Genomic DNA, 25,137 nt, shown 5'->3' with positions numbered 1-25,137 from the left:
AGCGGCAGCCGCGGGACGATGGGGAAGGGGACGCGCCGTCGCAACGCCCCGGCGCGGGCCCATCAGACCGAGGCGAACTCCGGCCGGCGGCGCACCTGGCCTGTCACCTCGCCCAGCCTCACCTCTCCGGGCTCCAGGCGAGGAAGGTGAACTCGAGCAGGAGGATCCCGCCCCAGGGCCGGGAGCGCACCGAGAGGTCGTGCTCGTAGCGCGCGCCGAACCTGCTGCGAATCGGAGGAACGAGCACGGAGACCTCCGGACCCACGCCGAAGGCACGGTCCCGTGCGCCGCGGAGGATGGGCGGGAGATCGGCGCCGCTGTCGTCCTCGACCTGCCAGAGTGCGTAGCCGGCGAGGCCGACGTTCACCGCCGGGTGCACCGGCCCGCCGAAGCCGCCCTGCAACTGGAGGGTGTCGCCCCGGGTGATGTCGACGTCACGCTTCTTCTGGTTGCGCTCGTAGCTCCCGAGGAGCGAGAAGCGCCACGACCTTCGGGTGGCGAGGTAGATGGTTCCGCCGGCGGAGAATTGGTGGGTCCACTGCCCCCTGCCGACGCCACCGGAACCCGGCGCGGACCTGCCGGTGGGCGCGTAGAAGCCGTAGCTCGTGACGAGGTCCGCCCCCGGCAACTGCCAGCCGAGGCCGAGTGGCTGCACGTAGAGGTCCGCGAATCCGAGGTTGTCGACGCTCGCCTCCGGGCGCTCGGTGTTGCTGCGGATCCGGGCCACCGGGACAGCCACCGAGAGGTTCACGAAGGTGTCGATCGGCGCGATCTCGAGGGTGAGCGCGAGCCCGATGGCGTTGGCCACCACGTCGAGATCGAGGCCCACCGGAACCTCCGCTCCTTCCCGGTCGACGAGCTCGTTGGCGTGGTACCAGGCGAAGCGATCGGCGAGGTAGAGGCCCGGCGGACGCTGCGAGCCTGCGTCGATGCCGGCGGTGCCGAGGACCTTGTTGCCGAGCTGCTGCTGCGCGTGGACGAGCCCGGGCAAGGCGAGGGCGGCAGCAGCCGCAAGGGCGAGGCCAACCGAGAGGCACGAGCGGATCGCCTGCTTCATCCGCCGAAGCTAGCGGTGCCGCCCGATCCGAACGCCCGTTGCGGCGGGGGGTGGGCGTTCTGCCTGCGACAGAGGCATCGGGGCGGTGAACGAGGACGGCGAGCGGTAGGCGATCCGTCCCTACCAATTGCTCATCGGCCCCAGGTCGTGGACGTGCTCGTAGCCCGCCGCCTCGAGGATCCCGGCAGCGCGGCTGCTCCGGGCGCCGCTGCGGCAGTAGAGCACCACCGGCTCGTCCTTCTCGATCTCGCCGGCCCGCCGCTCGATCTCGTCCACCGGGATGTTCACGGCGCCGGGCACGTGCCCCTCGGCGAACTCCGCCGGCGTGCGCACGTCGACCAGTTGCGCGCCCTGCTCCACCAGCGCCCGGGCCTCGCTGCCGGTGGTGTCGCCGCTCGCGCGGCCGAAGGCGAACCAGGCCACCAGGGCGATGCCGATGGCGATGACGCCCTTGCGCAGCAGATCGGTCGTTTTGCCGCCCGCGGCTCCGCCGGCAGCCGCCTTCTCCTCCCGGCAGCGGCAGCGATCGTCCTTGGGCACGTTGCCGAGCACCTGCTCCACGTGCGCTCCGCAGCCGGCCCAGGTGGGACGACCGCATTTCGAGCAGGAAACTCTCCGGCACATCGGTCACGCTCCTTCCGGGCGGCAGTGGCCGCCTCGTACCGCGTAGGAGCCACCCGCCTGGCGTAGGATTCACCGGACCACAGGGAGGAAGGGATGGCAACGCGCACCAGCGGCAGGAAGTGGGCCGCCCAGCCGGAGATGAGCGACGAAGCCGTCCGCGCCGCCACCGGAAGGGGCTGGGACGCGTGGTGCGACCTCATCGATGCCTGGCCGGGACGCGGCGCCGGCCACGGCGCCATCGCCGCCTTCCTCCAGGACGAGCAGGGGGTCGAGGGCTGGTGGGCACAGACGGTGACCGTGGGCTACGAGCGGATCACCGGCCTGCGCCTGCCCTGGCAGCGCCCCGACGGCACCTTCGAGGCGAACCTCTCCCGCACCATCACCGTCGATGCCGCCGCCCTGCGCGAGCGGCTCCTCGATCCGACGGCCCGGGCTGCGCTCTTTCCGGACGTGCAGACCGAGCTCCGGTCACGGCCCACGTCGAAGAACGTCCGCCTCGCCATCGGCCCCGGAACCGCCGAGCTTGCGATCCAGCCGGTCGCCGGCGGCAGGGTGAAGGTCACCGTCCAGCACGCGAAGCTGCCGTCAGCGGAGGCGGTGCAGGAGTGGAAGGCGTTCTGGGCTGCGTGGCTCGCCGCACGGGACGAGCGTTCGCCTTCGTAGCGAACGCCCGCCGCGGATCCGATCGTTCGCTGTGCTCAGGAATCCGAGACCACGGCGAAGGCCGCGCCCTGGGGATCGAGACACTGCGCAATCCTGCCGCCACCGGGGATGTCCGCGGGGCCGTGGAGGATCGTGCCGCCCAGCTCGGCGATCCGCTTCGCGCTGGCGTCGGCGCTCTTCACCTGGACGTAGTGGAGCCAGAACGGCGGCAGCTGCGAGACCCGGGCGGCGTCGAACATGCCGCCCAGCCCGTCCTTCGGGTCGGTACCGAAGACGAAGTAGCTCCCCATCGCCGGCCCCATGTCGAAGCAGGAGCTCTCCTGCCAGCCGAAGAGCTCGCCGTAGAAGCCCCGCGCCGCCTTCCAATCGGTGGTCTGGAGCTCGGCCCAGCTGAACTGCCCCGCCTTGGTGCGGTCGGGGACGACCACCTCCTCCGCAGCGGCGGGTGTGTAGATGCCGAAACGCGCGCCCTGCGGGTCCGCGAGGATGGCGAAGCGCCCACCCCCGGGGATCTGCATCGGCGGCTCGATCACCTTGCCGCCCATCTTCTCGGCTCGTCCGATCGCCGCGTCGACGTCCCGGTGGGCGACGAAGCCGATCCAGCGCGGCCCCGTGCCTGCCTGCACGGAGACGCCGCCGAGGGGCACGCCCCCTGCGGTCCACATCTCGTAGTCGGCGCCGGTGAAGGGCGTGGTGCCCCAGCCGGCGATCTCACCGTAGAAGCGCTTCGCCGCTGCGGCGTCGGTGGTAACCAGGTCGAACCAAACGAAACGGCCCTCTGCTGCGCTCATGATTCCCTCACGTGGCTCAGGTCCGTAGCGTTGGACGCCCCGGCGCGCCGGGACTCATCGGTCGGTCTGCGACCTCGGGTCCCGGACGCGCAGGACGAACTTCCCGAGATGGTGGCGCCGCACGGCCTCGTGCGCCCGTGCAGCCTCCTCGAGGGCGAAGGTCCGGCCCACGTGCACCTCGAAGGGGCCGGCCTCGACCAGGCGGTTGAGCCGCCCGAGGATCTCGGAGTCCGGCTCGCCGTTGTAGCGTTGCAGGGAGAGCGCTGGCCTGCCGGCAGGCTCGGGCTGGATGCCATTCGGGTAGGCGACCCGTCCGCCGTCCCGCACGGCGAGCAGCGACCGCTCCGCCCCGTCGCCGCCGGCGGTGAGCAGCGCGGCATCGACGCCGCCGAAGGCCCGCGCCGCTGCGACCACGTCGACCGTGCGCCCGTCCACGGCTGCGTCGGCGCCGAGCCGCCTGGCCAGCGCCACGCCATCCGCGCCGGAGGCGACGGCGAAGACGCGAGCGCCCATCCGCCGGGCGAGCTGCACGGCGACGTGACCCACCCCGCCGGAGGCGCCGAAGACGAGAAGGGTCTCGCCCGCCCGCAGGTGGAGCACGTCGTCGAGTCCGCGCAGCGCGGTCAGGCCGACGCCCGCCAGCGCGGCGGCCTGCTCGCTGGGCATGTCCGCCGGCATCCGTGCGACGAGCTCCGCGTCGACCGCAGCGTATTCCGCGTAGAACCCGCCCTTCGGGTTGAGGAAGCCGGCAGCGTAGACGCGATCGCCCACCTTGCAGGAGCGCACCTCCGCGCCGACGGTGACCACCTCTCCCGCGCCCTCGGAACCGAGCAAGTAGGGAAAGCGCACCGCCATGCCGAGCATCTCGGCATAACCGCCTTCCCGCTCGAAGGGATCCCACTCGCCCACACCTGCCCACTCCACGCGGACGAGCACCTCGCGCGGCCCGACCGCAGGGACGGGTAGGGTGCGCACCGCGAGCACGTCCGGACCGCCGAAGCGATCGAGCGCAATTGCCTTCATCGTCATGCTTCCTGCTCCCCCATCGAGCGCCGAAGGCTGGCATCCCTGCAGCACCCCGACCCCTAAAGGCTTCTAAATCCGGCGGCGCCCCCCACCGCTCTCCTGCCGATCGAGGCTACCCTGCCCGGCGAGAGCCTCGTGCCGCCGGGAGGTGGAGATGAGATCGAAGTCCGAGAAGGCAACGTCCGCGAAGAAGTCGCCGACGGCGACGCAGACCGACCCCGCCGTCGCGGCGCTGCTCGAGTCGCTCGAGCACCCGCTGCGCGCGGAGATCGAGAGCGTCCGCCGGATCCTCCTCGGCGTCGACCCCGCGATCCGGGAGGCAGTCAAGTGGAACGCGCCGAGCTTCCGCACCAGCGACTTCTTCGCCACCTTCAACCTCCGCTCGAAGAATGGCGTGCAGCTCGTCTTCCACACCGGCGCGAAGGTCAAGGCGACGGCGACCACCGGGATCGACGTGGACGATCCCGCGGGCCTGCTCGATTGGCGCGCGAAGGATCGCGCCCTCGTCACGCTCGGCGCAGGCGCGCAGATCGAGGAGAACCGCGCCGCCTTCGAAGCCCTGGTGCGATCGTGGATCCGCTGGCTGTAGCGGAGCGTGGCCTTCACCGGCCCGACCCGACGCACGAGGGTGCGAGCTCCGCGAGCGCGCGCCTGCCGATGGCCACGTAGAGCGGTCGTTCCTCCTGGGCGCCGAAGGCAATGTCGGCCACGGCGCGGCAGGCTGCATAGAACCGGGCCCGCGCCACCGCCGTGTCGTCGACCGGGCCGTAGTGCTCCAGCGCCGCAGCGAGAAGCGCCTCGCCGCCCCAATGCAGCAGGCCCGCGAGATCGCGCGCCGGATCGCCCAGGGCGGCGTCGCTCCAATCGATGACGCCGGTGGGCCTGCCGCTCTCGTCGAGGAGCACGTGCTCGGAGGCGAAGTCGCCATGGATCACCTGCGGCGCCACCTCCGCTGCTGGCGGCGCGGCGAGATAGGCGCCCCAGGCTGCAGCAGCTCCTTCCTCGACGAGTCCCCGCTCCCGCAGCAGCCGCAGCTCCTCGAGCGCCTCCGCCGACCAGGCGGCGAGCGCGGGATCCTCGTCGGGCCGGAGGCCGTGGCGCTGTGCCTCGGCGGTGTCGAGCCCGTGCAGCGCGCGCAGAAGATCGCCGAGGGGAGCGCCAACCTTCGGCGCTCCGTCCCGCTCCAGCCCGGGGGTGCCGGGCAGCTTCTCGTAGCCGCCGAAGGGCAGGGTGTAGGCCGCGCTGGGGGGCGCGAGGTAGCGGTAGCGGGGAAGTGGCAGGGGCAGCCGCGCGGCGAGCCACGTGGAGAAGCGCGCCTCGACGAGCAGCCGGTCCGCAGCCTCGGGCCGCGGGAAGCGGAAGACGAGCCGGCCGCCCACCTCGAACGCCCGGTGGTCGGTGCCCGCGCCGAGCGGTGCGACCTCGAGCCCCGCGAGCTCGGGGAAGAAGGAAGCGATCGCAGCCCGGGCCGCTGTCACATCGGGAAAAGGGCTCATCCTTCACTCCTGCGCGGCACCGCCAACAGCCCCGCGCCGGGCTTCGACCCCACGACGCGCCGCTCGAGCAGGAAGGCGAGGGGGATGCCGGCCAGACCGAAGCCAATCGCGAGGATCCCCACCTGCTCCATGCCCAGCAGCCTGCCGCCGCGCTCGGCGAGCAGGAGCGAGGAGCAGACGGCGCCGAGGGACCCGGCGGCATGCTGCACCGCCGACTGCAGCGACTGGAAGCTCGCCCGCTCCGCAGGGCCCGGCACCTTCGAGGTCAGGGTCTGCTGGCTCACGTTGCGTGCGGCCTGGAAGGCCATGAAGATCACGAAGACCGGCAGGATCGGCAGCAGCGCGCTCTGCCCTACCGCCCACGCCCAGGTGAGGCCGGCGAAGGCGAGCGTGCCCACCGCGGCGACCCGCGCCGAGCCATGCCGGTCGACGAGGCGCCCTGCGTAGCGCATCACGAAGAAGCTGATCGCGCCGCCCACCAGGTAGAGCAGGCCGAGCTCGTCCCGCGGGTAGGCGAAGTTGAGCTGCAGCAGCGCCGAGATGTTGGGGATGAGGAGGAAGGACGAGAACATCGTCGCGAGGACGAGGCCGTAGGCGAGAAGCACCTCCCGCCTGGCGAGGAGCTGCAGGAGGGAGGCGGTGGTCACCCGGGGCCGGGGACCGCCCTGCAGGTGGCCGTCGAGCCGCGGGAGGAGGAGCCGTGCGAGGGCGACGACCACCAGGCCGAGGGCCGTCATCGCGAGGAAGGGCGCGCGCCAATCGACGAGCCGGGCGAGCTCGAGCCCGAGGGGGACGCCGAGCACGCTGGCGGCGGAGAAGGCGCCCATCACCGCGCCCATCGCCCTGCCGCGGCGCTCGGGCGGCACCACGTCGGTGATGATCGAGATCGCCACGCTCGTCGCCGGCCCGCCGAAGAGACCGGCGAGGACGCGGGCTGCCATCAGCGTGGTGAGATCCGTGGCCAGCGCGCAGGCCCCGGTGGAGAGCACCAGCCCCACCATCGCCGTCACGATCACCGTGCGCCGGGGAAAGCGGTCGAGGAAGAACGAGCCCGCGAGGCCGGCGACGCAGGCGGCCGCGGTGTAGCTGCCGCCGATGAGGCCGAGCTGGCTGGTGGGGATGCCGAGGGCCCTGGCGAAGTCCGGGCCCATCGGCATCACGATCATGAACTCCAGGATGTTGACGAATTGGATCGCGCCGACGATCGCGATGATCGCGCGTTCCCCCTTTACACCGCTGCTCATCTTCCCAACTCCATCCGATCCGGAACGCACCGCCGGACGTGACGCTGGTCCGGCTCGTGATGAGACGGCTGGCGGGAGCGAAACTCACCGCACGACCTTCTCGAGATGCGCTTTTCCTACTCCCTCAAGTGAACTTGAGGTCAAGGCGATCTTCGTCGACCACCCTGGAGCTCGGCGTGGGGCGATCGGGGGGCGGGCCCTCTGATGCAATTCGCTCCCGCTCGAGCAGCGCGCGCTTGCGCTCGATGCCCCAGCGATAGCCCGAGAGTCCACCGTCGGTTCGCACCACGCGGTGGCAGGGGATCGCCACCGCGATCGGGTTGGCAGCGCAGGCGCCGGCCACCGCCCGCGTCGCCGAGGGCAGGCCGATCGCGCGGGCGATCGCCGCGTAGCTCGCGGTGCTTCCCGGCGGGATCACCTGCAGCGCCCGCCAGACCCGCTGCTGGAAGGCGGTGCCGCGGATGTCGAGGGGCAGGTCCGCACCGAGCCCCGGGCGTTCCACCAGGCCGACCACCCTGGCCACGAGCGCCTCGAATGCAGCGTCGGCGCCGAGCAGCGCCGCCCGCGGGAAACGCCGCTCCAGGTCGTGGACGAGGGCCTCGGGCTCGTCACCGAGGAGGATCGAGCAGACGCCGCGCGGGGTGGCAGCCACGAGGAGGGAGCCGAGGGAGCATTGGGCCACGGCGAAGCGGATCTCCATGCCCTCCCCTCCGCCGCGGTAGCGCGTCGGCGTCATCCCGAGCAGCTCGTCCGACTTCTCGTAGAAGCGCCCGCTCGAGTTGTAGCCCGCCTCGTAGATCGCTTCCGTCACCGAGGCGGCCCCGTCGAGTGCCGCCCGGACCCGCTTCGCCCGGTGCGCCGACGCGTAGGCTTTGGGCGTCAGCCCGGTAGTCGCCTTGAAGACCCGGTGGAGATGAAAGGCGCTCCAACCCGCGTGGCGCGCCAGCTCCTCGAGGCTCGGCACCTCCTCGCTCGACTCGATCAGGCGGCAGAGCGCCGCGACCTGCGCCGCGTGCCGCTCGGCCAGCGGCGGCTGCTCCGGTCTGCAGCGCCTGCAGGGGCGGAAGCCCGCAGCTTCCGCGTCCTCCCGGCGCTGGTGGAAGGCGACGTTCTCGGCCTTCGCCGGCCGTGATGCGCAGGAGGGGCGGCAGTACACGCCCGTCGTCCGGACCGAGTAGAAGAAGCTTCCGTCCGCAGCGGGATCGCGCGCCTGCACCGCTGCCCAGCGCGGGTCCGCGGTGACGGCTGCTGCACGTGCTTTCGTCTCGTTTCGCGGCTGCATCTTCCCGTCCGTGTGCTTCACCGAAAACACACTAGCCGTGGTCGCAGCCAGAGACACTCCGGCTCTTGCTTTCGTTTCGCCCGCTCCGCGGCAGCCGATTGGAGGGCAAGGAGCGGAGTGAGGACCTGCCGGCGCCGCTCCATCTTCCGCCTCGTTCGGCGCGGCGCCCTCGGGCGGCGCCGGACGTGAACCCAGGGACACGGAGCGGAATCGATGCAGCGGTTGAAAGACAAGGTCGCCATCGTCACGGGCGCCAGCTCGGGGATCGGGCTCGCCACGGCGATGCTCTTTGCACGGGAGGGAGCGAGCGTCGTCGTCGCCGGGCGGCGCCGGCAGGCGCTCGACGGGCTCGTCGACGAGATCGTCGGAAGCGGCGGAAAAGCCGCCGCGCTGGCCGGCGACGTGCGTGACGACGCCTTCGCCAGGGCGCTCGTCGACGAGGCGGTGGGGCGTTTCGGCGGCCTGGACGTCGCCTGCAACAACGCCGGCACCACGGGCATCCTCGCGCCGGTGGCGGAGCTTCCGGTCGAGGGGTGGGAGGAGACCATCGCCACCAATCTCACCGGTGCGTTTTTCGCCGCGCGGCACCAGGTGCCCGCGATGCGCGCCAGGGGCGGCGGCTCGTTGATCTTCACCTCCACCTTCGTCGGCCACTCGGTCGGCATGCCGGCGATGTCCGCCTACGCGGCGAGCAAGGCCGGGCTGATCGGGCTGGCGAAGGCGCTCGCCGCGGAGCTCGGACCGGAAGGGATCCGCGTCAACGCCCTGCTGCCGGGGGCGACGGACACGCCATCCCTCACCGCCAGGACGCCGGAGCAGCGGGCCTGGGTTGCGGGGCTGCACGCGCTGAAGCGGATCGCGACGCCAGACGAGATCGCGCGGGCCGCGCTCTTCCTGGCGTCGGAGGACGCGGCATTCACCACTGGTACCGCCCTCCTCGTCGATGGCGGCGTCTCGATCAACCGCACCTGAGAACGCGAGGAGGTCCGGGCGCAGAAGCCGGGCCCTCCTTCCGTCTCGCGCGCGGATCACGCGGCCGGCGCACGAGAGGCCGTGGGGCGGCTACTCCGGGTCTTTCGTCGCCGATCCCGACGGCCATCCGTGGGAGGTGGCCCACAACCCGGGTTGGACCCTCGCGGCCGACGGCAGCGTCCGGCTCTGAGCCGGAAACGTTCGCGGGGCGCCGGAGGTTGCCCGGACATCCCGTTTCCCGGCGGCGCCCCCGCCCGGAAATCCCTCGCAACCACGGCGTGCCGGCTCGTTTGCGACCGGCTCGTCCTTCCGGTATGAGCGGCCGATGCACGTGGGCTCGCTGACCACCGAGAAATTGGCCGATTGGGCCCGCGCCCGCGGCGGCTCGGCGGCAGGCGCCCGCGAGCTCGCGCGCGCCGTCGCCGGGCGCTTCGCCGGCCGTTCGGTCTGCGCCCAGGCGTCGAGGCGCCTGCTCGATGCGGCGGAGCGCGAGCTCTCCTGGTCCGTCCCCTCGACCACGCCCGTCGAGGATCCCGACGGCACCGTTCGCCACGCGGTCTCCCTCGCCGACGGCACGCTGGTGGAGGCGGTCGCCATCCCGCACCCGCAGCGGAGCACCGTCTGCCTCTCCACCCAGGCCGGCTGTGCCCGTGGCTGCCTCTTCTGCGAGACCGGACGGCTCGGCTTGCAGCGCCAGCTCGCCGCCGAGGAGATCGTCGGCCAGTTCGCCGCCGTGTCGCGGCACCTCGCCTCCCTCGGCCGCCCGGCACCGACCAATGTGGTCTTCATGGGAATGGGCGAGCCCCTCGACAACCTCGAGGCGGTCCTCGCCGCAGCCGACGTGCTCAGCGACAACGCGGGCTTCGCCGTGGCGCCGAAGCGGATCACCGTCTCCACCGTGGGTGTGGTGCCGAGGATGCGCGAGTTCTTCCGCCGCGGGCGCTACCGACTCGCGGTGAGCCTCCACGCAGCGAACGACGAGGAGCGCAAGGCGCTGCTGCCCGTTGCGCGCAGCTGGGACCTCGCCGCGCTGCGCGGGGCCATCGCCGAATCGCCCGATCCGGTCCTCGTCCAGTGGACGCTGATCGCGGGCGTGAACGACTCCGACCGCCACGCCGGCGAGCTCCTCGCCTTCTGCGCAGGGCTCGACGTGCGGGTGAACCTCATCCCGCTCAACCCCGGCCCCGAGGAGAAGCTGCGGGCGCCGTCGATGGAGCGGGTGCGCGCCTTCCAGAAGCTGCTCCGCGACGCGGGGCTCCGGGCGCTGGTGCGCCTGCCCCACGGCCAGGAGGTGGGCGGCGCCTGCGGCCAGCTCGCTGGCGCCCTGCGCGGCAGGGAGAAGCCGCTGCTGCCGGTGATCGGGAAGGCGCCGCAGCGCTGAAGCGGCGCCTCCCGCGCCGAGGCGGGCCCGCTTCGCCTCGGCCACGGGCGAGCACGCGCTCCGCCGCCGAGGCTTGGCACATCACCCCCCTCTCTCCATCGTCGTCGGAGAGGCCGACATGGGAGGGGGAGCGATGACCCGCGAGGAATTGCAGCAGCGTCTCCGTGGCGTGGCGATCGATCCGGGCCACCCCGGCTACGACGCCGCCCGCGCCGTCTACAACGCCGCCATCGACCGCAGGCCGGCGCTCGTCGTCCAGTGCTGCGACGCAGCGGACGTGATGGCGGTGGTTGCCTACGCGCGGGAGGCGGGCCTGCGCCTCGCGGTACGAGGCGGCGGCCACAGCGGGGCAGGGCTCGGCGTCGTCGACGACGGCGTGGTCGCCGATCTCTCGCAGATGCGCAGCGTGCGGATCGATCCGGCTGCGGGGACGGTGCGGGTGGAGGGGGGCTGTCTGTGGCACGACGTGGACCACGCCACCCATCCCTTCGGCCTGGCGGTGCCCGGGGGCGTGGTCTCGACCACCGGGGTCGGCGGGCTCACCCTCGGCGGCGGCCACGGCTACCTCGCGCGCAAATACGGCCTCTCGATCGACCACCTGCTCGAGGCCGACGTCGTCCTCGCCGACGGGCGGCAGGTCGTCGCCAGCGCGAGCCAGAACCCGGATCTCTTCTGGGCGATCCGCGGCGGCGGGGGCAATTTTGGCGTCGCCACCTCCTTCCTCTTCCGCAGCGTGCCGGTCTCGACGGTTCACGGCGGTCCGACGCTCTGGCCGATCGAAGACCTGCGCGACGCGATGCGCTGGTACGACGCGTTCACCGCCGCTGCCTCGGACGACGTCTACGGCTTCTTCGTGATCATGGACGTGCCGCCGGCGCCGGCCTTCCCCACGGCATTGCACGGACGACGGGTCTGCGGCGTGGTCTGGTGCCTCCTCGGATCGCCGGCTGAGGCGGAGGCCGTGCTCGAAGGAGTGCGCGCGTTCCGGACGCCCCTCCTCGAGCACGTCGGCCCCGTACCGCTCCCCGCGCTCAACGCCCTCTTCGACCCGCTCATCCCGCCGGGCCTGCAGTGGTACTGGAAGGGCCACTTCTTCGAGCGGATCACCGACGACGCGATCGACGTCCACGCCTCCTTTGCCGAGCGGTTGCCGACACCGCTCTCGATGATGCACCTCTACCCGGTCGACGGCGCCGCGAGCCGCGTCCCCGCGTCGGAAACGGCCTTCACCTACCGCGATGCCAGATGGTCGATGGTGATCGGCGGCATCGATCCCGACCCTGCCAGGCTGCCGATCCTGCGCACCTGGGCCCGGGACTACTGGCAGGCGCTGCAGCCGCACGCAGCGGGTGGCGGCTACGTCAACTTCATGCAGGAGGAAGGGGAGGACCGGGTCCACGCCACGTACCGCGGCAACTACCCGCGGCTCGCAGCGATCAAGGGCCGCTACGATCCGGCGAACTTCTTCAATGTGAACTGGAACATCAAGGCGGCGACCTGAAGGGCATGCCCACACAAAGGCTTGCCGCGGTACGTGCGCCCGCTTACGAAGAGCCTCCTTCCCGGAGGCTTTTCATGTCGACCAGCAGCCCGCTCTACGAGATCCCCCTGCGCCGCATCGACGGCACGCCGACCACCCTCGCCGACTTCGAGGGCAAGGTGCTGCTCGTCGTGAACGTCGCCTCGGAATGCGGCCTCACGCCGCAGTACGAGGCCCTCGAGAAGCTCTACGAGGCGCATCGCGAGCGCGGCCTCGAGGTGCTCGGCTTTCCCGCCAACGAGTTCGGCGCGCAGGAGCCCGGCAGCAACGAGCAGATCCAGTCGTTCTGCCAGTCGAACTACGGGGTGCAATTCCCCATGTTCGAGAAGATCGTGGTGAAGGGCGCGGGCATCCACCCGCTCTACCAGCAGCTCGTCGCCGCCTGGCCGAGCGCCGAGAACTTCGGCGACGACGGCTTCGCCCGGAAGCTCGCCGGCTACGGCATCCAGCACGAGAGCCCGAGCGACGTGCTCTGGAACTTCGAGAAATTCCTCGTCGACCGCAGCGGCAAGGTGGTCGGCCGCTTCTCGCCGGAGATCAAGCCGGACGATCCGCGCCTGGTGCAGGCGATCGAGGCCGCGCTGGCGGCGCGCTGAAGCCACGGACCGTCTCCGCGCCGCACGGTAGCGGCGCGGAGACGGGTGATCATCGACCGGCAGCACCTGCGGCCAGGGCACCACCGCGCAGCAGCTGCTCGAGCATGTCGTAGCTCGCGGCCGCGCCCTCGCCCATGGGCGCAGCGAGTACCATGTCGCGCGCCTCCCGGGACTCGTAGCGCATCGTGTGGATGGCGGTGGTCACGCCGTTCTCCTCGACCAGCTCGAGCGTGCCCACCGCTTCGCCGGGGTACCAGGTCGGCTCGAATCGCTCCGTCTGGACCAGCAATGCCGGCGCCTGCACCTCGCGGATCACGCCCGTGGTCCCCATCGGGTTGCCGTCGGGGCCGCGCCACTCGTAGCGGTAGCTGCCGCCCGGGCGCAGATCGATCTCGCAGCGGGTGACCTCCCAACCCGGCGGCACGAGCCACTGCTGCAGCAGCTCGGCCTTCGTGAAGCCGTCGAAGACCGCCTCCCGCGGCGCATCGAAACGGCGCGTCATCACCACCTCGCGATCGCCCCGCCCCTCGAAGCGAAGCTTTTCGAACGTCGTCATCCCTTCCTCCCTTCAATCCGTGAGCGCCTGGTAGGCCGAGACCTCGAAGTCCTCGAAGATCTCGGGTGGCAGCATCCGCTGCGTCATCAGCACGCCGGCGAGGCCCTCCTGTGGATCGGAGAACCACGAGGTGCCGTAGCCGCCGTACCAGCCGAAGCGCCCGGGCGTGGCGGCGATGCCGTCCCGCCGCGTGATCACCGAGACACCGAACCCCCACCCGTTCCGATCCCAGAAGCCCGGATCGAAGGGTGAGCGTGCCTTCTGCGCCGGGGTGATCTGGTCGGTGACCATCACCTCCACCGTGCGTCGCGAGAGCAGCTGCCTGCCGTCGTACCGCCCCTTGTCGAGGAGCATCCTGGCGAAGGCGAGGTAGTCGTTCGCGGTGGAGACCAGCCCGTCTCGCCCGGCGGCGAAGGCGGGCGGCCTGCTCCACGGGCTCTCCTCGGCGCCGTCGTGGAGCCGGATCCCGCCGGTACCGTTGGGCTCGTAGGCGGAGGCGAAGCGTCCGAGCTTCTCGTTGGGCACGTGGAATCCGGTGTCGCGCATCCCCAGCGGCTCGAAGATCCGCTCCTGCAGGACGCGCTCGAGCGGTTTGCCGGTCGCCCGCGCCAGCAGCACGCCGAGCACGTCGGAGGCGGTGTTGTACATCCAGCGCGCGCCGGGCTGGTGCATCAGCGGCAGCGTCCCCAGCCGGCGGATCCACTCGTCGGCATCGAGGCGCGTCCGCGGCAGCGGCGGGCCGATGCAGAGCTCGAGCTCCCTGGCGGCCTGCTCGATCGGCCAGTGGCTCGACGGCTCCATGCTCATGCCGAAGCCCATTCGGAAGGTGAGCAGATCCCGCAGCGTGATCGGCCGCACCGCAGGCACCGTCTCGTCGAGCGGCCCGTCGATGCGCCGGAGCACCCGCCGGTCCGCCAGCTCGGGGAGGAAGCGATCCACCGGATCGTCGAGACGCAGGCGGCATTCCTCCACCAGGGCGAGCGCCGCTGCCGCGACGACGGGCTTGGTCATCGAGGTGATCCGGAAGAGCGTGTCGCCGCGCATCGGGACCTTGCTGCCGACGGCCTGCACCCCGACCGCCTCGACCAGGCTCTCGCCCCGCCGGTGCAGCGCCCACACCAGCCCGGGCACCTCGCCGTGCTCGACGTGGCCGGCCATGACCGACCGCACGCGCTCGATCCGCTCGCAGGTAAAGCCTTCTCCTCGCATCCGATCCCTCCGCCGACGTGAAGTCTCCTCCATGGACGGCGTGGCGCGGTGAAAGCCATCGCACCCCCGATGGGCGAAGGCCGGGCATCTTGCGCTCCCGAACGATGTTCGGGTAGATATCCGAACAGTGTTCGGGCCAACGAGACGAGGAGTCACCCGATGGTGCGAAAGAAGAAGGAGCCCGCCAGCCCGCGGGCGAGGATCCTCGAAGCGGCGGAGCGCGAGCTGCTCGAGAAGGGACCGGACGATCTCTCCCTCCGCGGCGTGGCGCGGCGCGCGGGCTACAGCCCCGCCTCGCTCTACGAACATTTCGAGAGCAGGGAGGCGATCCTCCAGGCGCTCGCCGACGCCGCGAACGCGGCGCTGCACGAGCGAATGGCGGCAGCAGCAGCGGCAGCCCCTGCAGGCGAGGAGGCCCTCGTCGCCATCGGCGAGGCCTACGTCCGCTTTGCCCACGAGGAATCGGCGCCCTTCCTCGTGCTCTTCCAGCGGCTGCAGACCCGCCGCATCTCGCCCGAGCAGGCGCCGCTGCCGGGCTCCGCCGCAGGTCTGCTGCGCAGCACGGTGGAGGCCGCCGTCGCTGCGAGGGGGCGGAAGAACCTCGACGTCGACCGCATCGCCTGGGGCCTCTGGGCGCTCTCGCACGGCATCGCGATGCTCACCCTCGGCCACCTCGCCGGCTTCGAGGCGGATCTCCGCGGCACCACCGCCGCGGTCCTCCGCCCTGCGATCCGCGGCTGGCTCGGAGGGGAGCCGTGAGGAAGACCATGTCCATCACCATCCTCTCGCTCCTCTTCGGCTGCGGATCCGCGCGCCTCGAGCGCATCCACGAGGCCCGCGTGCCCGAGCGGCTCGACGCGCTCGCCGCAGCGGGCAGGGCGCCGGGCTTCGCGCTGGCCACCGTCGACACCGGCGGCGCCGTCCACACCTGGGCGAAGGGACGCGCGGACCTCACCCGGGGCACGCCGGCGACCGTGGAGACCACCTGGCTCTGGTTCTCGGCCACCAAGATCGTCACCGCCACCGCGGTGCTCCAGCTCGTCGAGCGGGGCCTCGTCGATCTCGATCAGCCGGTGGTCCGTTACGTCCCGGGCTTCGCCTCGGTGCGCAACCCGCACGGCCGCGCGGTCACCGTCCGCCACCTGCTCTCCCATACCTCGGGCCTGCCCAACCCGATGCCGGTCGCCTGGATCCACGAGGCGCACCTGCCCGGCCCCTCCCTCGACGAGCTCACCGAGCGGCTCCTGCGGGAGAACGATCGGCTCGACTTCGCGCCGGGCGCGCGCTTCGCCTACTCGAACCTCGGCTACCTCGTCCTCGGCCAGCTCATCGAGCGGGTGAGCGGGGAGCGCTACGAGGCATACGTCCAGCACCACATCCTCGACGTGCTCGGCATGCACTCGACCGGCTTCGTCCTCCCCGGCGGCGCCGCCACGGGCTACAGCCGCAAATGGAGCGCGATGGGGATCGCGGGCCGCTTCCTCCTCGACGGGCGCTACTTCGGCGAGACCCGCGACGGCTTCACCGCCCTGAAGGCCTTCGTCGTCGACGGTGCGCCCTACGGCGGGCTCGTCGGCACGCTGCCCGACATGGCCCGCTTCCTCGGCGCCCACCTCGGCGGCGGCGCGTACCAGGGCGCGCGGATCCTGCGGGAAGAGTCGGTGGCGCTGATGCAGCAGCCGGCGCTCGACGCGAAGGGCAAGCCGCTGCCGATGGGGCTCGGCTGGCACCTCGGCACCGTCGACGGCGAGCGCTACGCCGCGCACATCGGCGGAGGCGGCGGCTTCCGCTCGGAGATCCGGCTCTATCCGGCCCTCGGCTACGCCGTCGCGGTGGCAGGCAACGAGACGAGCTTCGATACCGACGCGCCGGTCCGGCTGGTGGTGGAGAGTGAGCGATGAAGGCGGCGATCGTGGAGCGCTTCGGTCCGCCCGAGGTGATCCGCTGGGGCGAGCGGCCCCGTCCAGCGCCGAAGGCCAGCGAGATCCTCGTGGCGGTGGAGGCAGCGGCGCTCAACCCGGTCGACGCCAGGCTCCGCGGCGGCTACCTGTCGTGGCTCACCAGCTGGCGGCTGCCCCGGGGCACCGGCCTCGACTTCGCCGGCGTGGTGGCGGAGGTGGGCGCGAAGGTCGAGGGCTTTCGACCGGGTGACGCCGTCTTCGGATCGCTGCCGCCCCTCGATCCGCAGGGCAGCTGCAGCGAATTCGTCCGCGTCGCGCCGGCGCACCTCGCGCGCAACGAGGCAGGCCTCGCGCCGGAGGTGGCGGCGGCGCTCGGCACCGCGGGCTGCGCCGCCCTCGCCGCGGTGGAGTCCGTCCGCGCGGGCGAGCGATGCCTCGTGATCGGCGCCTCGGGATCGGTCGGTTTTCTGGCAGCGCAGCTCGCCAGGTCGCGGGGGGCCGAGGTCACCGTGGTGACGAGCGGCAGGCACGTCGAGCGCCTCCGGGCTGCGGGCTTCACCCGCCTCATCGACTACGAGCGGGCGCCGCTGCAGAGCCGGCCGGAACGCTTCGACGTGGTGATCGAGGCTGCAGGCGCCTCGGACTTCGCCGCGCTCCGCCACCTGCTCGCGGATCGCGGGACCTTCGTCGCCCTCTCTCCCACGGCCTCGATGGTGCTGCATCACCTCCGCGCCCTCGTCACCCGGGGACCACGGCTGCGCCTCCTCGCCTCCCGGGTGACGCCTGCATGCCTCGCGCACCTCGCCGCGGAGGTGGCGGCGGGGCGCCTGCTCCCGCCGCCGATCGAGACGATGCCGCCGGCGGCGATCGTGGAGGCGCACCGGCGGCTCGAGTCGAAGCACGCCGGCGCGAAGCTGGTGGTGCGCCTCCGATGAGCTACGCCGCGACCGCCGGGTAGTCGATGTAGCCCGACGGTCCCGGCGAGTAGAACGTGGAGCGGTCCGCCTCTGCCAGCGGGGCCCCCAGGCGGAAGCGCGCCGGCAGGTCGGGGTTGGCGATGAAGGCGTTGCCGAAGACGATGCCGTCCGCGCCGCCCGCGGCGAGCAGCGCGGTCGCCCGCTGCTGGTCGAAGCCGCCGCCGGCGAGGTACGCGCCGCCGAACCGCTGCCGGAGGAGCTCGTGCCAGGTCTCCGGCCGGGCCCCTGGCGTCACGTGGAGGTAGGCGAGCCCCAGCGGCGCGATCGACTCCGCCAGCTGCCCGTAGGTCTCGAGCGGCGTCTCGTCCCGCAAGTCGTTGAAGCCGAGCTCCGGAGCGATCTTGATCCCGACCCTGCCGCCGCCGCGTACCGAGACGATCGCCTCGAGCGCCTCGAGGGTGAAGCGCAGCCGGTTCTCGATCGAGCCGCCGTACCGGTCGGTGCGGCGGTTGGTCTCCGAGGAGAGGAATTGCTCGGGTAGGTAGCCCGACGCCGCGTGGAACTCGACGCCGTCGAAGCCCGCCTCGAAGGCCCGCTCCGTCGCCTGCCGGTAGGCGTCGATCACCGCGGGGATCTCCCCCGTCTCGAGGGCCCGTGGCGTGGGTAGCGGCTTCAGGCCCGCGTCGGTATAGGTGCTGCCGTTCGCGGCGATGGCGCTCGGGGCCACCGGCAGCGCGCCACCCGGAAGGAAGGAGGGGTCGGAGATGCGGCCGGTGTGCATCAGCTGGGCGAAAATCCTGCCCCCCGCCTCGTGCACCGCGTCGGTCACCCTTCGCCAGGCCTCCGTCTGTGCCCGGGTCACCAGGCCCGGGGTGCGCACGTAGCCCTTGCCCATGGCGGTGGGGAAGATGCCCTCGCTCAGGATCAGGCCGGCGCCCGCCCGCTGCGCGTAGTAGGTGGCGGTGATCGGACCGACCAGGCCGTCGTCGTCCGCCCGCGACCGGGTCATCGGCGCCATCACGATCCGGTTGGGAATCTGCAGGTCACCGAGATCCAGCGTTTCGAAAAGCTTGCTCATCACGTTCTCCTCTCGTGGGTACGGAGAGTCGGATGAGCCGCCGGTCGTCCGTTTTCATGAACGAGCGGCACATCGCTCGTTCCGCTGGGGAAAGAATCAGCCGGTGGCCGTGGGCAGGGCCCAGCTCGCAGCGGAGAAATGCGCCCGCAGCAGCTGGACGAAATGGCGCACGCGGGGGCTGGTGTGCTTCGAGCGCAGGTAGACCGCGTGGACGTGCACTGGGGGGGCCTCGTGGTCCCGGAGCACCCGCACCAGCCTGCCGTCGGCGAGCTCCTCTGCCACGTAGAACGAAGGCAGCAGGCCGAGACCCGCACTACCGAGCAGCGCGTCACGCAGCAGCAGGCCGCTGTCGACGACGAGCCGGCCCGAGGCACGGACGAGGGCCTCGCCCTCGGGGCCGGTGAATTGCCAGCCGCGCTGGTCGAGGCTGCCGCTGTAGCGAACGCAGTCGTGGTCCGCCACGTCGGCGGCGGTGGAGGGCACGCCGCGCCGGCGCAGGTAGGCGGGGGAGGCGCAGAATACCACCTCCGACGAGGCGAGCCGCTGCGCGACCAGGGAAGCAGAGTCCGGAAGGACCGGGGCGATCCGCACCGCCACGTCGACCCCCTCCGCGACTAGGTCGATGAAGCGATCGGTGAGCGAGATCTCGAGCTCCAGCTGGGGCCAGCGCTCGAGCATCGCCGGCACGAGGGGCGAGAGGTGGAGCGCGCCGAAGGCTGCCGGGCCGTTGACGCGGAGCTTGCCCCGCGGCACCCCCGCGTCTGGCGCCAGCTCCCGCTCCGCCTCCTCCACATCGTCGAGGATCTGTACGCAGCGCGCGTAGTACGCCTCGCCCTCCGGCGTCATGGCGAGGCGCCGGGTGGTGCGGTGGAGCAGCTTGCAGTGGAGCCGCTCCTCCAGCGCCGCGATCTGCTTGCTCACCGCAGCAGGCGTGAGCCGCAGATCGGCGGCTGCCGCGGAGAAACTCTGCAGCTCGACCACCCGGCGGTACGCCAGCATCGCGTGGAAGAGATCCATCCGGCGCGCGGCTAGCCTTCGAGCTCGTACTCGAAGTCGTAGTGGTGCTGGCCCGCCTCGATCCGGATGGCGAGGCTGCCGGAGAGGCCGCGCAGCTCGCCGGTGCCGGAGTCCGGGACCACGGTGACCGAGAGCGAGGAGGCGCCGCGCTCCATCACGCCGTTGTGCTGGAGCACGAAGGTGCCGCGCCTTCCGTCGAGCGTGCCGGTGACCCGCTCGATGGCGACGTATCCCGCCGAACCCGCCACGGGGGTGCGCGCGCTGAGCATGTGCACGACGCTGGTCGCCTCCAGGGGACCGGCGAATTGCTTGTCGAAGCTCGTCCTGGCGAGGGCCACGCCGTCCACCGTGTCGTAGGGCGGCTCGGCCTTCATCTGGATCTCGAACGTTCCCCTGGCGTTCATCGCATCCCCCCTGCTGGTCGAGGGGCCCTCGCGCGAGGGCCCCGCACCAGCGACCTACTGCTCCATCGCCGCCGGGTCCATCCAGAAGATCTCCCAGTGGTGGCCGTCGAGGTCGTAGAAGCTCCTGCCGTACATGAAGCCGTGGTCCACCGGCTCCATCGCCTTCGTCCCGCCCAGCGCGAGCGCCTTCTCGGCGAACTCGTCCACCTCTGCGCGGCTGCCTGCGGAGAGGGCGAAGATCCCCTCGCTCGAGCTGGCCGTGTCGGCGATGCGCTTCTTCGTGAAGTCGCGGAACCGCGGCTCGACGAGGAGCATCACGAAGGCGTCCTCGCCGACGCGCATGCAGGTGGCGGTCGCGTCGGTGAACTGCGGATTGAAGCGGAAGCCGAGCTGGGAGAAGAACTCCACCGTGCGGTCGAGATCGCGGACGGGGAGATTGACGAAGAGCTTGCGGTTGGCGTTGGTGGCCATCTTTTCCTCCGGAAATCGAAACGTCTGCAGGTGAGACGGCCCGGTGCCGCCGGACTCATCGGTCGGCCGACAGTTCCATGGGCAGGCCGAAGCGGGGAAAGAGCGTCTGGGTGTCGAGGAAGTGGTGGAGGGTGCCGATCCGATCGCCGTCCACCTCGAGCACGACGAGGGACCAGGGCTGGTGCGGACCGCCGCCGGGCGCCGGCTTGTACTGCCCGAAGGCGGGCAGGCCGCACGCCGCGGTGGGAACGAGCCGCGAGCCGTTGCAGGCGATGCCCCGGCCCAGCATCCAGTCGCGGATCGACTGCTGGCCCTGGAGCCAGAGGTCGAAGGGCGGCATGCACATGGTGGCGTCCTCGCGGAGCACCGCGGCGAGCGCGTCCATGTCGTAGCGCTCGAAGGCCTCCACGTAGCGCTGGAGCAGCGCCGCCTTGGGCTCGGACAGCGGCGCGTGGAGCCCGTCGAGCTCCTTCGAGCCGATGGTGGCCCGGGCCCGCTGCAGGGCGCTGTTCACCGCGGCGACGCTGGTCTCGAGGCAGGCGGCCACGTCGGCCGCAGGCCAGTCGAGGACCTCGGTGAGGAGCAGCACCGCGCGCTGCTTCGGCGGCAGGTGCTGGAGCGCCGCGATGAACGCCAGCCGGATGCTCTGGCGCATCGCCACCAGCTCGGCGGGGTTGGCGTCGGTGGGGAGCGCCTGCGCGTCGGGAATCGGCTCGATCCACCGATCACCGGGCAGGGCGAGGAGCTCCTCGTCCACGTTGCCCACCGGCCGAAGATCCATCGGCCGGGCGCGCCGCTTGCGCTCGTCGATGGCGTCGAGGCAGACGCGGGTGGCGATGCGGTAGAGCCAGGTGCGCAGCGAGGAGCGTCCCTCGAACTGATCGAGCCGGCGGATCGCGCGCAGCATCGTCTCCTGCACCGCGTCGTCCGCCTCCGTGGCGGAGGCGAGCATGCGGTAGCAGTGGCCGGTGAGGGCGGTGCGGTGCTCCTCGAGCTGCCGCGGGGTGATCGGATTCGAGGTCGGAGGGGCGAGATGTTCCATGCGACGAAGCAAAGCAGCTTCGCGCAGCGTGGCAAAGAGGCTCGCTGTGCGTGAACCCGAAATAGGGATTCGGCTTGCTCGCTCGGTGGGGGGCGCTTCCTGCGGGAGCCGTGGTGCGATCAGCGGTGAGGGCCGGGGTGGTCTGTAAGGGCGGCAGGTGGGGCGCGTCAGCGGTGCCGAGGGTGGTGGACGAACCGGATGCCCGAAATCACTGGAGAAAAACCATGAATGCCAATGCCTGCATCTGCACCGATTGCCACGCCGAGACCTGCGCCTGTTCCGCCCCTGGGAGCGTCGCTGCCACGGATACGCGCTGCTGCTGCAAGAACGACTGCGGCTGCGGAGAGGCCTGCGACTGCCCGCCCGCTTGCGGTTGCTGAGGACGCGGCGGGAGGCGGGAGGCGGGAGGTGGGGCCGGCCCCCGGCGCGGCCCCGCCCCCGGCCCCGGGATCAGTGGCGGCTCTCGGCGCCGCCGCTGGGCATCTGCTGAAGCGCATCCCTGCACGCGCGCTCGCAGCGCTCGCACGACTCCTTGCAGATCCGGCAGTGCTCGTGGCGGTCCTGGTGCTTCGCGCACTCCTCCGCGCAGCTCCGGCACGCCTGCGCACAGGCTTCGAGGGTCGCCCGCCAGAGGGCCGGCTCGGGTCGCGCCTGCCTGGAGATCAGCCGGCCCGTCGCCCCGCAGAGATCCGCGCAGTCGAGGTTGAGCCGGATGCACTCCCGCAGCATGCCGACCTGTTCCTCGGCGAGGCAGGCGTCCGCGCAGGTGACGCAGATCTGCTCGCACTCGAAGCAAGCCTCGATGCACCTGGCGATGGCGTCGAAATGGGTGGTGGGCTTCTGCGGATGGCTCCGCAGCATCTCGGTCAGCGCACTCATGGCATTTCCTCCCGCGCCAAAGGTGGGGGCGGGCAATGCGGTGCGCCAACACAGGCCGGCACACAGCGGCCCGCCCGTGCCGGGAGTCGGCGAGGGGCGGGCCGGGGTGCGGCTTGTATCTTGCCCACTCGGCCCCGCTGGCGCGGGACCAAGCGGGCAAGAGGCGCGCTTCGCGCGCAATTTGCTTTGCGTTGGAGCGCCCCAGTGGGCGCTCAGGCCTTCTTGAGGAAGCAGGTCTTGAGAACGAGGCCCTTCACCTTCTCGGCGTTGCACTCGATCTCCTCCTCGCTGTCGGTGAGGCGGATGTTCTTGATCAGCGTGCCGCGCTTGAGGGTGACCGAGGTGCCCTTCACCTTGAGGTCCTTGGTCACCGTCACCGAGTCGCCGTCCGCGAGGCGGTTTCCGTTGCTGTCCTTGACGACGAGGTCGTTCATGCCTTCTGCCTCCGCTGGAGATCCGGTCGGCTCATAGCCCCTTTGCTCCCGGGAGGAAAGCGACCTCAGCCCCGCGGGCCCGCGGAGTAGACCGCGAAGAAGCCACCCTGCGGATCCATGCACTGCGCGATCCGGTCGCCGCCGGGGACGTCCATCGGCCCGTTGAGCACCTTGCCGCCGAGCTGCTCGACCCGCTTGGCCGCGTCGTCGGCGCTGGGCACGGTGACGTAGTGGAGCCAGTGCGGCGGCGCCTTCATCATCGTGGCCGCGTTGGACATGCCGCCCATCGACTGCTTCGAATCGGTGCCGAACATGTAGTACGCGCCCATCTCCGGGCCCATGTCCATCGAGCTGGTCGGCTGCCAGCCGAAGAGCTGCGAGTAGAAGCGCCACGCCGATTCCCAATCGGTGGTGTTGAGCTCGGCCCAGCTGAACTGGCCCGGCGTCTCGCGGCCGGGCGCCTCGCCCTCGTCCGCCATGGTGCTGGCGTAGAGCGCGAATGCCGCACCCTGGGGATCGGCGAGGACTGCGTAACGACCGACACCGGGGATGTCGTTGGCGGGGTGGAGGACCTTGCCGCCGAGCTGCTGTGCCTTCGCCACCGTGGCGTCGACGTCGGCGACACCCACGTAGCCGATCCAGTGGGGCGGCACGCCGGCGAGCTCCGCCGGGAGTTTCATCAGGCCGCCGATCGGCGCGTCGCCGACCAGCCACATCTCGTAGTCGCCGCCCTCCCACTTCGAGACCTTCCAGCCCGCGATCTCGCCATAGAAACGCTTGGCCCCCTCGACGTCGTTGGTCATGAGGTCGTACCAGACGAAGCGCCCGTTCTGCATGCTCATGCTCTGCTCCTCGGGATCCAGGGTCGCGAAGCTTAGCAGGAGCGCAGCAGCCGAGGACACGGGCCCATCCGGGCAGGGCGGCTGCGGATCCGAAAGTCTCAGGAACTGCAGGAGAGGGCGGAGCAGCCGGGCTTCGAGCGGGCCCACTCCGGCCGCTTGCCCGCGTAGTGCTCGCGCCCCTCCTGCGTCTCGTAGGGGCGCCGCATCACCTCGAGGAGCGCCTCGACCTTCGAGTCGTCGCCGGCATGGGCCGCGTCGATCGCCTCCTGCGCCAACCAGTTGCGCAGCACGTATTTCGGGTTGGCGGCGTCCATCCGTCGGGCGAGCTCCGCTGGAAGCGTCTCCTGCCGCCGCACCCGATGCCACCAGCGCTGCAGCCAGTCGAGGCCGGTCGCTTCGTGGCCCGCGGAGACCGCGCTGTAGAACGCTTCGCGCACCGGCGCCGGCAACGCGGCGGGGGCCTCCGGCTCCAACACCACCTGCGAGAGCGCGCGGAAGAAGATCGTCATGTCGGTCTCCTCCGCCCGCATCCAATCGAAGAGGCGCTGCGCCAGATCGAGATCCGCCTCGCCCTCCAGCACCTCGAGCCCCAGCTTCGCCGCGTAGCGCTCCTGCTGCGCCGCCTCGAAGGTGCGGCGGTAGATCTCCAGCCCCTCCTCGAGGCCCGTCCGCTCCTCGACCAGGGGCAGCAGCGCCGAGCCGAGCCGCGCCAGGTTCCAGAGGCCGATCGAGGGCTGGTTGCCGTAGCGGTAGCGGCGCATCCCCGCGTCGGTGGTGTTGGGTGTCCACTCCGGATCGTAGCCGTCGACCCAGCCGTAGGGTCCGTAGTCGATGGTGAGGCCGAGCACCGACATGTTGTCGGTGTTCATCACCCCGTGCACGAAGCCCACCGCCTGCCACTGCGCGATCAGCTGCGCGGTTCTGCGCGCCACCTCGTGGAAGAGGGCCACGTAGTCGCCGCGCTCGATCGCCGGGAAATACTGCGCGAGGGTGAAATCGGCGAGCTGCCGCAGGAGCTCCAGCTCGCCCCGGCTCGCCGGGAGCTCGAAGTTGCCGAAGCGCAGGAAGCTGGGCGCCACCCTGCAGACGATCGCCCCCGGCTCCACCTCGGGGTTGCCGTCGTAGAACATGTCGCGGACCACGCCGTCGCCGGTCGCCACCAGCGAGAGCGCCCGCGTGGTGGGCACGCCGAGGTGGTGCATCGCCTCGCTGCAGAGGAATTCGCGGATGGACGAGCGGAGCACCGCCCGCCCGTCGCCACGGCGGGAGTAGGCGGTGCGACCCGCCCCCTTGAGCTGCAGCTCGAAGGTCCCTGCGGGCCCCTCCAGCTCGCCCAGGGTGATGGCCCGCCCGTCCCCCAGCTGCCCGGCCCAGTTGCCGAATTGGTGGCCGCCGTAGTTGGCCGCATAGGGGAGCATCCCCTCGAGGAGCCGGTTCCCGCCGAGGGCCTGCACCCACGGCTCCGAGCGCAGCGTCGCCTCGTCGAGGCCGAGGAGCGCCGCTACCTCCGGCGCGAAGGCCACCACCCGCGGGGAGGCGACCGGGGTCGGCGTCACCTTCGACCAGAGCGCGCCGTGGACCTGGCGCGGGCTGGGGGCGGTGAGGGGATCGCCGGGAAGCGAATCGACGAAGAGCGATCGGAAGCGAGCCATGGTGGAACCTATATACGCGACGCCGGCGCGCTGCCTTCGGGAACGAGATCGGCGCTGCGGTCG

The 25,137-nt window shown here is 71.5% G+C and carries 27 protein-coding genes; 9 read left to right on the top strand and 18 right to left on the bottom strand.

Annotated features, from left to right (window positions below):
- Positions 1-118 precede the first annotated feature (118 nt).
- Both ACESMR_RS10085 and ACESMR_RS10080 read right to left on the bottom strand, forming a co-directional pair.
- Positions 119-1,057, bottom strand: coding sequence for a transporter (locus ACESMR_RS10085; RefSeq protein WP_373046932.1), 939 nt, complete (start codon positions 1,055-1,057; stop codon positions 119-121).
- Between the two features lie 120 nt (positions 1,058-1,177).
- On the bottom strand, positions 1,178-1,618 hold the full coding sequence (locus ACESMR_RS10080) for a rhodanese-like domain-containing protein (RefSeq protein ID WP_373046931.1): 441 nt from the start codon (positions 1,616-1,618) through the stop codon (positions 1,178-1,180).
- Between the two features lie 156 nt (positions 1,619-1,774).
- Between ACESMR_RS10080 and ACESMR_RS10075 the strand changes: the two genes are divergently transcribed.
- Positions 1,775-2,344 (top strand): hypothetical protein, encoded by a 570-nt coding sequence (locus ACESMR_RS10075; RefSeq protein ID WP_373046930.1) that lies wholly within the window; start codon positions 1,775-1,777, stop codon positions 2,342-2,344.
- Positions 2,345-2,379: 35 nt separating this feature from the next.
- Here ACESMR_RS10075 and ACESMR_RS10070 read toward each other — a convergent pair whose 3' ends face one another.
- Positions 2,380-3,135 (bottom strand): VOC family protein, encoded by a 756-nt coding sequence (locus tag ACESMR_RS10070; protein ID WP_373046929.1) that lies wholly within the window; start codon positions 3,133-3,135, stop codon positions 2,380-2,382.
- A gap of 54 nt (positions 3,136-3,189) precedes the next feature.
- Complete coding sequence (locus ACESMR_RS10065) at positions 3,190-4,158, bottom strand: zinc-binding alcohol dehydrogenase family protein (protein ID WP_373046928.1); 969 nt, start codon at positions 4,156-4,158, stop codon at positions 3,190-3,192.
- 157 nt (positions 4,159-4,315) lie between these two features.
- Between ACESMR_RS10065 and ACESMR_RS10060 the strand changes: the two genes are divergently transcribed.
- Positions 4,316-4,750 carry a DUF1801 domain-containing protein gene (locus ACESMR_RS10060; RefSeq protein WP_373046927.1) on the top strand — a complete coding sequence of 145 codons (435 nt, stop codon included), beginning with the start codon at positions 4,316-4,318 and terminating at the stop codon, positions 4,748-4,750.
- Between the two features lie 13 nt (positions 4,751-4,763).
- Here ACESMR_RS10060 and ACESMR_RS10055 read toward each other — a convergent pair whose 3' ends face one another.
- The 3 genes from ACESMR_RS10055 to ada form a co-directional block, all read right to left on the bottom strand.
- Positions 4,764-5,657: a phosphotransferase family protein gene (locus ACESMR_RS10055; RefSeq protein ID WP_373046926.1), complete on the bottom strand. Its 894-nt coding sequence runs from the start codon at positions 5,655-5,657 to the stop codon at positions 4,764-4,766.
- Complete coding sequence (locus tag ACESMR_RS10050; protein WP_373046925.1) at positions 5,654-6,901, bottom strand: MFS transporter; 1,248 nt, start codon at positions 6,899-6,901, stop codon at positions 5,654-5,656. The genes ACESMR_RS10055 and ACESMR_RS10050 overlap by 4 nt, the downstream gene beginning before the upstream one ends.
- A gap of 124 nt (positions 6,902-7,025) precedes the next feature.
- Entirely contained in the window at positions 7,026-8,183 is a 1,158-nt protein-coding gene (ada, locus tag ACESMR_RS10045) for a bifunctional DNA-binding transcriptional regulator/O6-methylguanine-DNA methyltransferase Ada (protein WP_373046924.1), read from the bottom strand.
- Positions 8,184-8,396: 213 nt separating this feature from the next.
- Between ada and ACESMR_RS10040 the strand changes: the two genes are divergently transcribed.
- The 4 genes from ACESMR_RS10040 (at position 8,397) to ACESMR_RS10025 (ending at position 12,672) form a co-directional block, all read left to right on the top strand.
- Entirely contained in the window at positions 8,397-9,155 is a 759-nt protein-coding gene (locus tag ACESMR_RS10040) for an SDR family oxidoreductase (RefSeq protein ID WP_373046923.1), read from the top strand.
- Positions 9,156-9,480: 325 nt separating this feature from the next.
- Positions 9,481-10,536, top strand: coding sequence for a 23S rRNA (adenine(2503)-C(2))-methyltransferase RlmN (gene rlmN, locus ACESMR_RS10035; protein ID WP_373046922.1), 1,056 nt, complete (start codon positions 9,481-9,483; stop codon positions 10,534-10,536).
- Positions 10,537-10,669: 133 nt separating this feature from the next.
- Positions 10,670-12,037, top strand: coding sequence for an FAD-binding oxidoreductase (locus ACESMR_RS10030; protein ID WP_373046921.1), 1,368 nt, complete (start codon positions 10,670-10,672; stop codon positions 12,035-12,037).
- A 74-nt stretch (positions 12,038-12,111) separates the two neighbouring features.
- Positions 12,112-12,672 carry a glutathione peroxidase gene (locus ACESMR_RS10025; protein WP_373046920.1) on the top strand — a complete coding sequence of 187 codons (561 nt, stop codon included), beginning with the start codon at positions 12,112-12,114 and terminating at the stop codon, positions 12,670-12,672.
- Positions 12,673-12,721: 49 nt separating this feature from the next.
- Here the strand turns inward: ACESMR_RS10025 and ACESMR_RS10020 are convergent, their stop codons facing one another.
- Together ACESMR_RS10020 and ACESMR_RS10015 are read right to left on the bottom strand one after the other, a co-directional pair.
- Entirely contained in the window at positions 12,722-13,228 is a 507-nt protein-coding gene (locus ACESMR_RS10020; RefSeq protein ID WP_373046919.1) for an SRPBCC family protein, read from the bottom strand.
- A gap of 12 nt (positions 13,229-13,240) precedes the next feature.
- A complete protein-coding gene (locus ACESMR_RS10015; protein ID WP_373046918.1) occupies positions 13,241-14,437 on the bottom strand; it encodes a serine hydrolase domain-containing protein in 1,197 nt (398 codons plus the stop codon).
- A gap of 159 nt (positions 14,438-14,596) precedes the next feature.
- Between ACESMR_RS10015 and ACESMR_RS10010 the strand changes: the two genes are divergently transcribed.
- Genes ACESMR_RS10010 through ACESMR_RS10000 form a run of 3 tightly spaced genes read left to right on the top strand, consistent with a single transcriptional unit; the run spans position 14,597 to position 17,273 of the window.
- Entirely contained in the window at positions 14,597-15,196 is a 600-nt protein-coding gene (locus tag ACESMR_RS10010; protein WP_373046917.1) for a TetR/AcrR family transcriptional regulator, read from the top strand.
- The gene (locus ACESMR_RS10005; RefSeq protein ID WP_373046916.1) at positions 15,193-16,338 is read left to right on the top strand and encodes a serine hydrolase domain-containing protein; all 1,146 of its coding nucleotides are present in this window, start codon (positions 15,193-15,195) and stop codon (positions 16,336-16,338) included. Before ACESMR_RS10010 ends, ACESMR_RS10005 begins: the two co-directional genes overlap by 4 nt.
- Positions 16,335-17,273 (top strand): NAD(P)-dependent alcohol dehydrogenase, encoded by a 939-nt coding sequence (locus ACESMR_RS10000; protein WP_373046915.1) that lies wholly within the window; start codon positions 16,335-16,337, stop codon positions 17,271-17,273. Before ACESMR_RS10005 ends, ACESMR_RS10000 begins: the two co-directional genes overlap by 4 nt.
- 1 nt (position 17,274) lies before the next feature.
- On the opposite strand, the gene ACESMR_RS09995 is transcribed toward ACESMR_RS10000, so the two are convergent.
- From ACESMR_RS09995 to ACESMR_RS09955, 9 genes are all read right to left on the bottom strand, one after another.
- Positions 17,275-18,333, bottom strand: a complete 1,059-nt coding sequence (locus ACESMR_RS09995; protein ID WP_373046914.1) for an alkene reductase — start codon at positions 18,331-18,333, stop codon at positions 17,275-17,277.
- 96 nt (positions 18,334-18,429) lie between these two features.
- The gene (locus ACESMR_RS09990; protein WP_373046913.1) at positions 18,430-19,350 is read right to left on the bottom strand and encodes a LysR family transcriptional regulator; all 921 of its coding nucleotides are present in this window, start codon (positions 19,348-19,350) and stop codon (positions 18,430-18,432) included.
- Positions 19,351-19,361: 11 nt separating this feature from the next.
- Complete coding sequence (locus tag ACESMR_RS09985; RefSeq protein ID WP_373046912.1) at positions 19,362-19,754, bottom strand: DUF3224 domain-containing protein; 393 nt, start codon at positions 19,752-19,754, stop codon at positions 19,362-19,364.
- Positions 19,755-19,808: 54 nt separating this feature from the next.
- Entirely contained in the window at positions 19,809-20,225 is a 417-nt protein-coding gene (locus ACESMR_RS09980; protein ID WP_373046911.1) for a VOC family protein, read from the bottom strand.
- 55 nt (positions 20,226-20,280) lie between these two features.
- Positions 20,281-21,267 carry a sigma-70 family RNA polymerase sigma factor gene (locus tag ACESMR_RS09975; protein WP_373046910.1) on the bottom strand — a complete coding sequence of 329 codons (987 nt, stop codon included), beginning with the start codon at positions 21,265-21,267 and terminating at the stop codon, positions 20,281-20,283.
- Positions 21,268-21,717: 450 nt separating this feature from the next.
- Positions 21,718-22,146 carry a four-helix bundle copper-binding protein gene (locus ACESMR_RS09970; RefSeq protein ID WP_373046909.1) on the bottom strand — a complete coding sequence of 143 codons (429 nt, stop codon included), beginning with the start codon at positions 22,144-22,146 and terminating at the stop codon, positions 21,718-21,720.
- A gap of 212 nt (positions 22,147-22,358) precedes the next feature.
- Complete coding sequence (locus tag ACESMR_RS09965; RefSeq protein WP_373046908.1) at positions 22,359-22,580, bottom strand: alkylphosphonate utilization protein; 222 nt, start codon at positions 22,578-22,580, stop codon at positions 22,359-22,361.
- 65 nt (positions 22,581-22,645) lie between these two features.
- Entirely contained in the window at positions 22,646-23,422 is a 777-nt protein-coding gene (locus tag ACESMR_RS09960; RefSeq protein ID WP_373046907.1) for a VOC family protein, read from the bottom strand.
- A 98-nt stretch (positions 23,423-23,520) separates the two neighbouring features.
- Positions 23,521-25,074 carry a protein adenylyltransferase SelO gene (locus tag ACESMR_RS09955; RefSeq protein ID WP_373046906.1) on the bottom strand — a complete coding sequence of 518 codons (1,554 nt, stop codon included), beginning with the start codon at positions 25,072-25,074 and terminating at the stop codon, positions 23,521-23,523.
- Between the last annotated feature and the right edge of the window lie 63 nt (positions 25,075-25,137).

It is taken from the genome of Vulgatibacter sp., from assembly GCF_041687135.1.
Lineage (GTDB): Bacteria > Myxococcota > Myxococcia > Myxococcales > Vulgatibacteraceae > JAWLCN01.
Note: the sequence above shows the minus strand (reverse complement) of the source record. Positions and strands in the feature narration are given on the sequence as shown.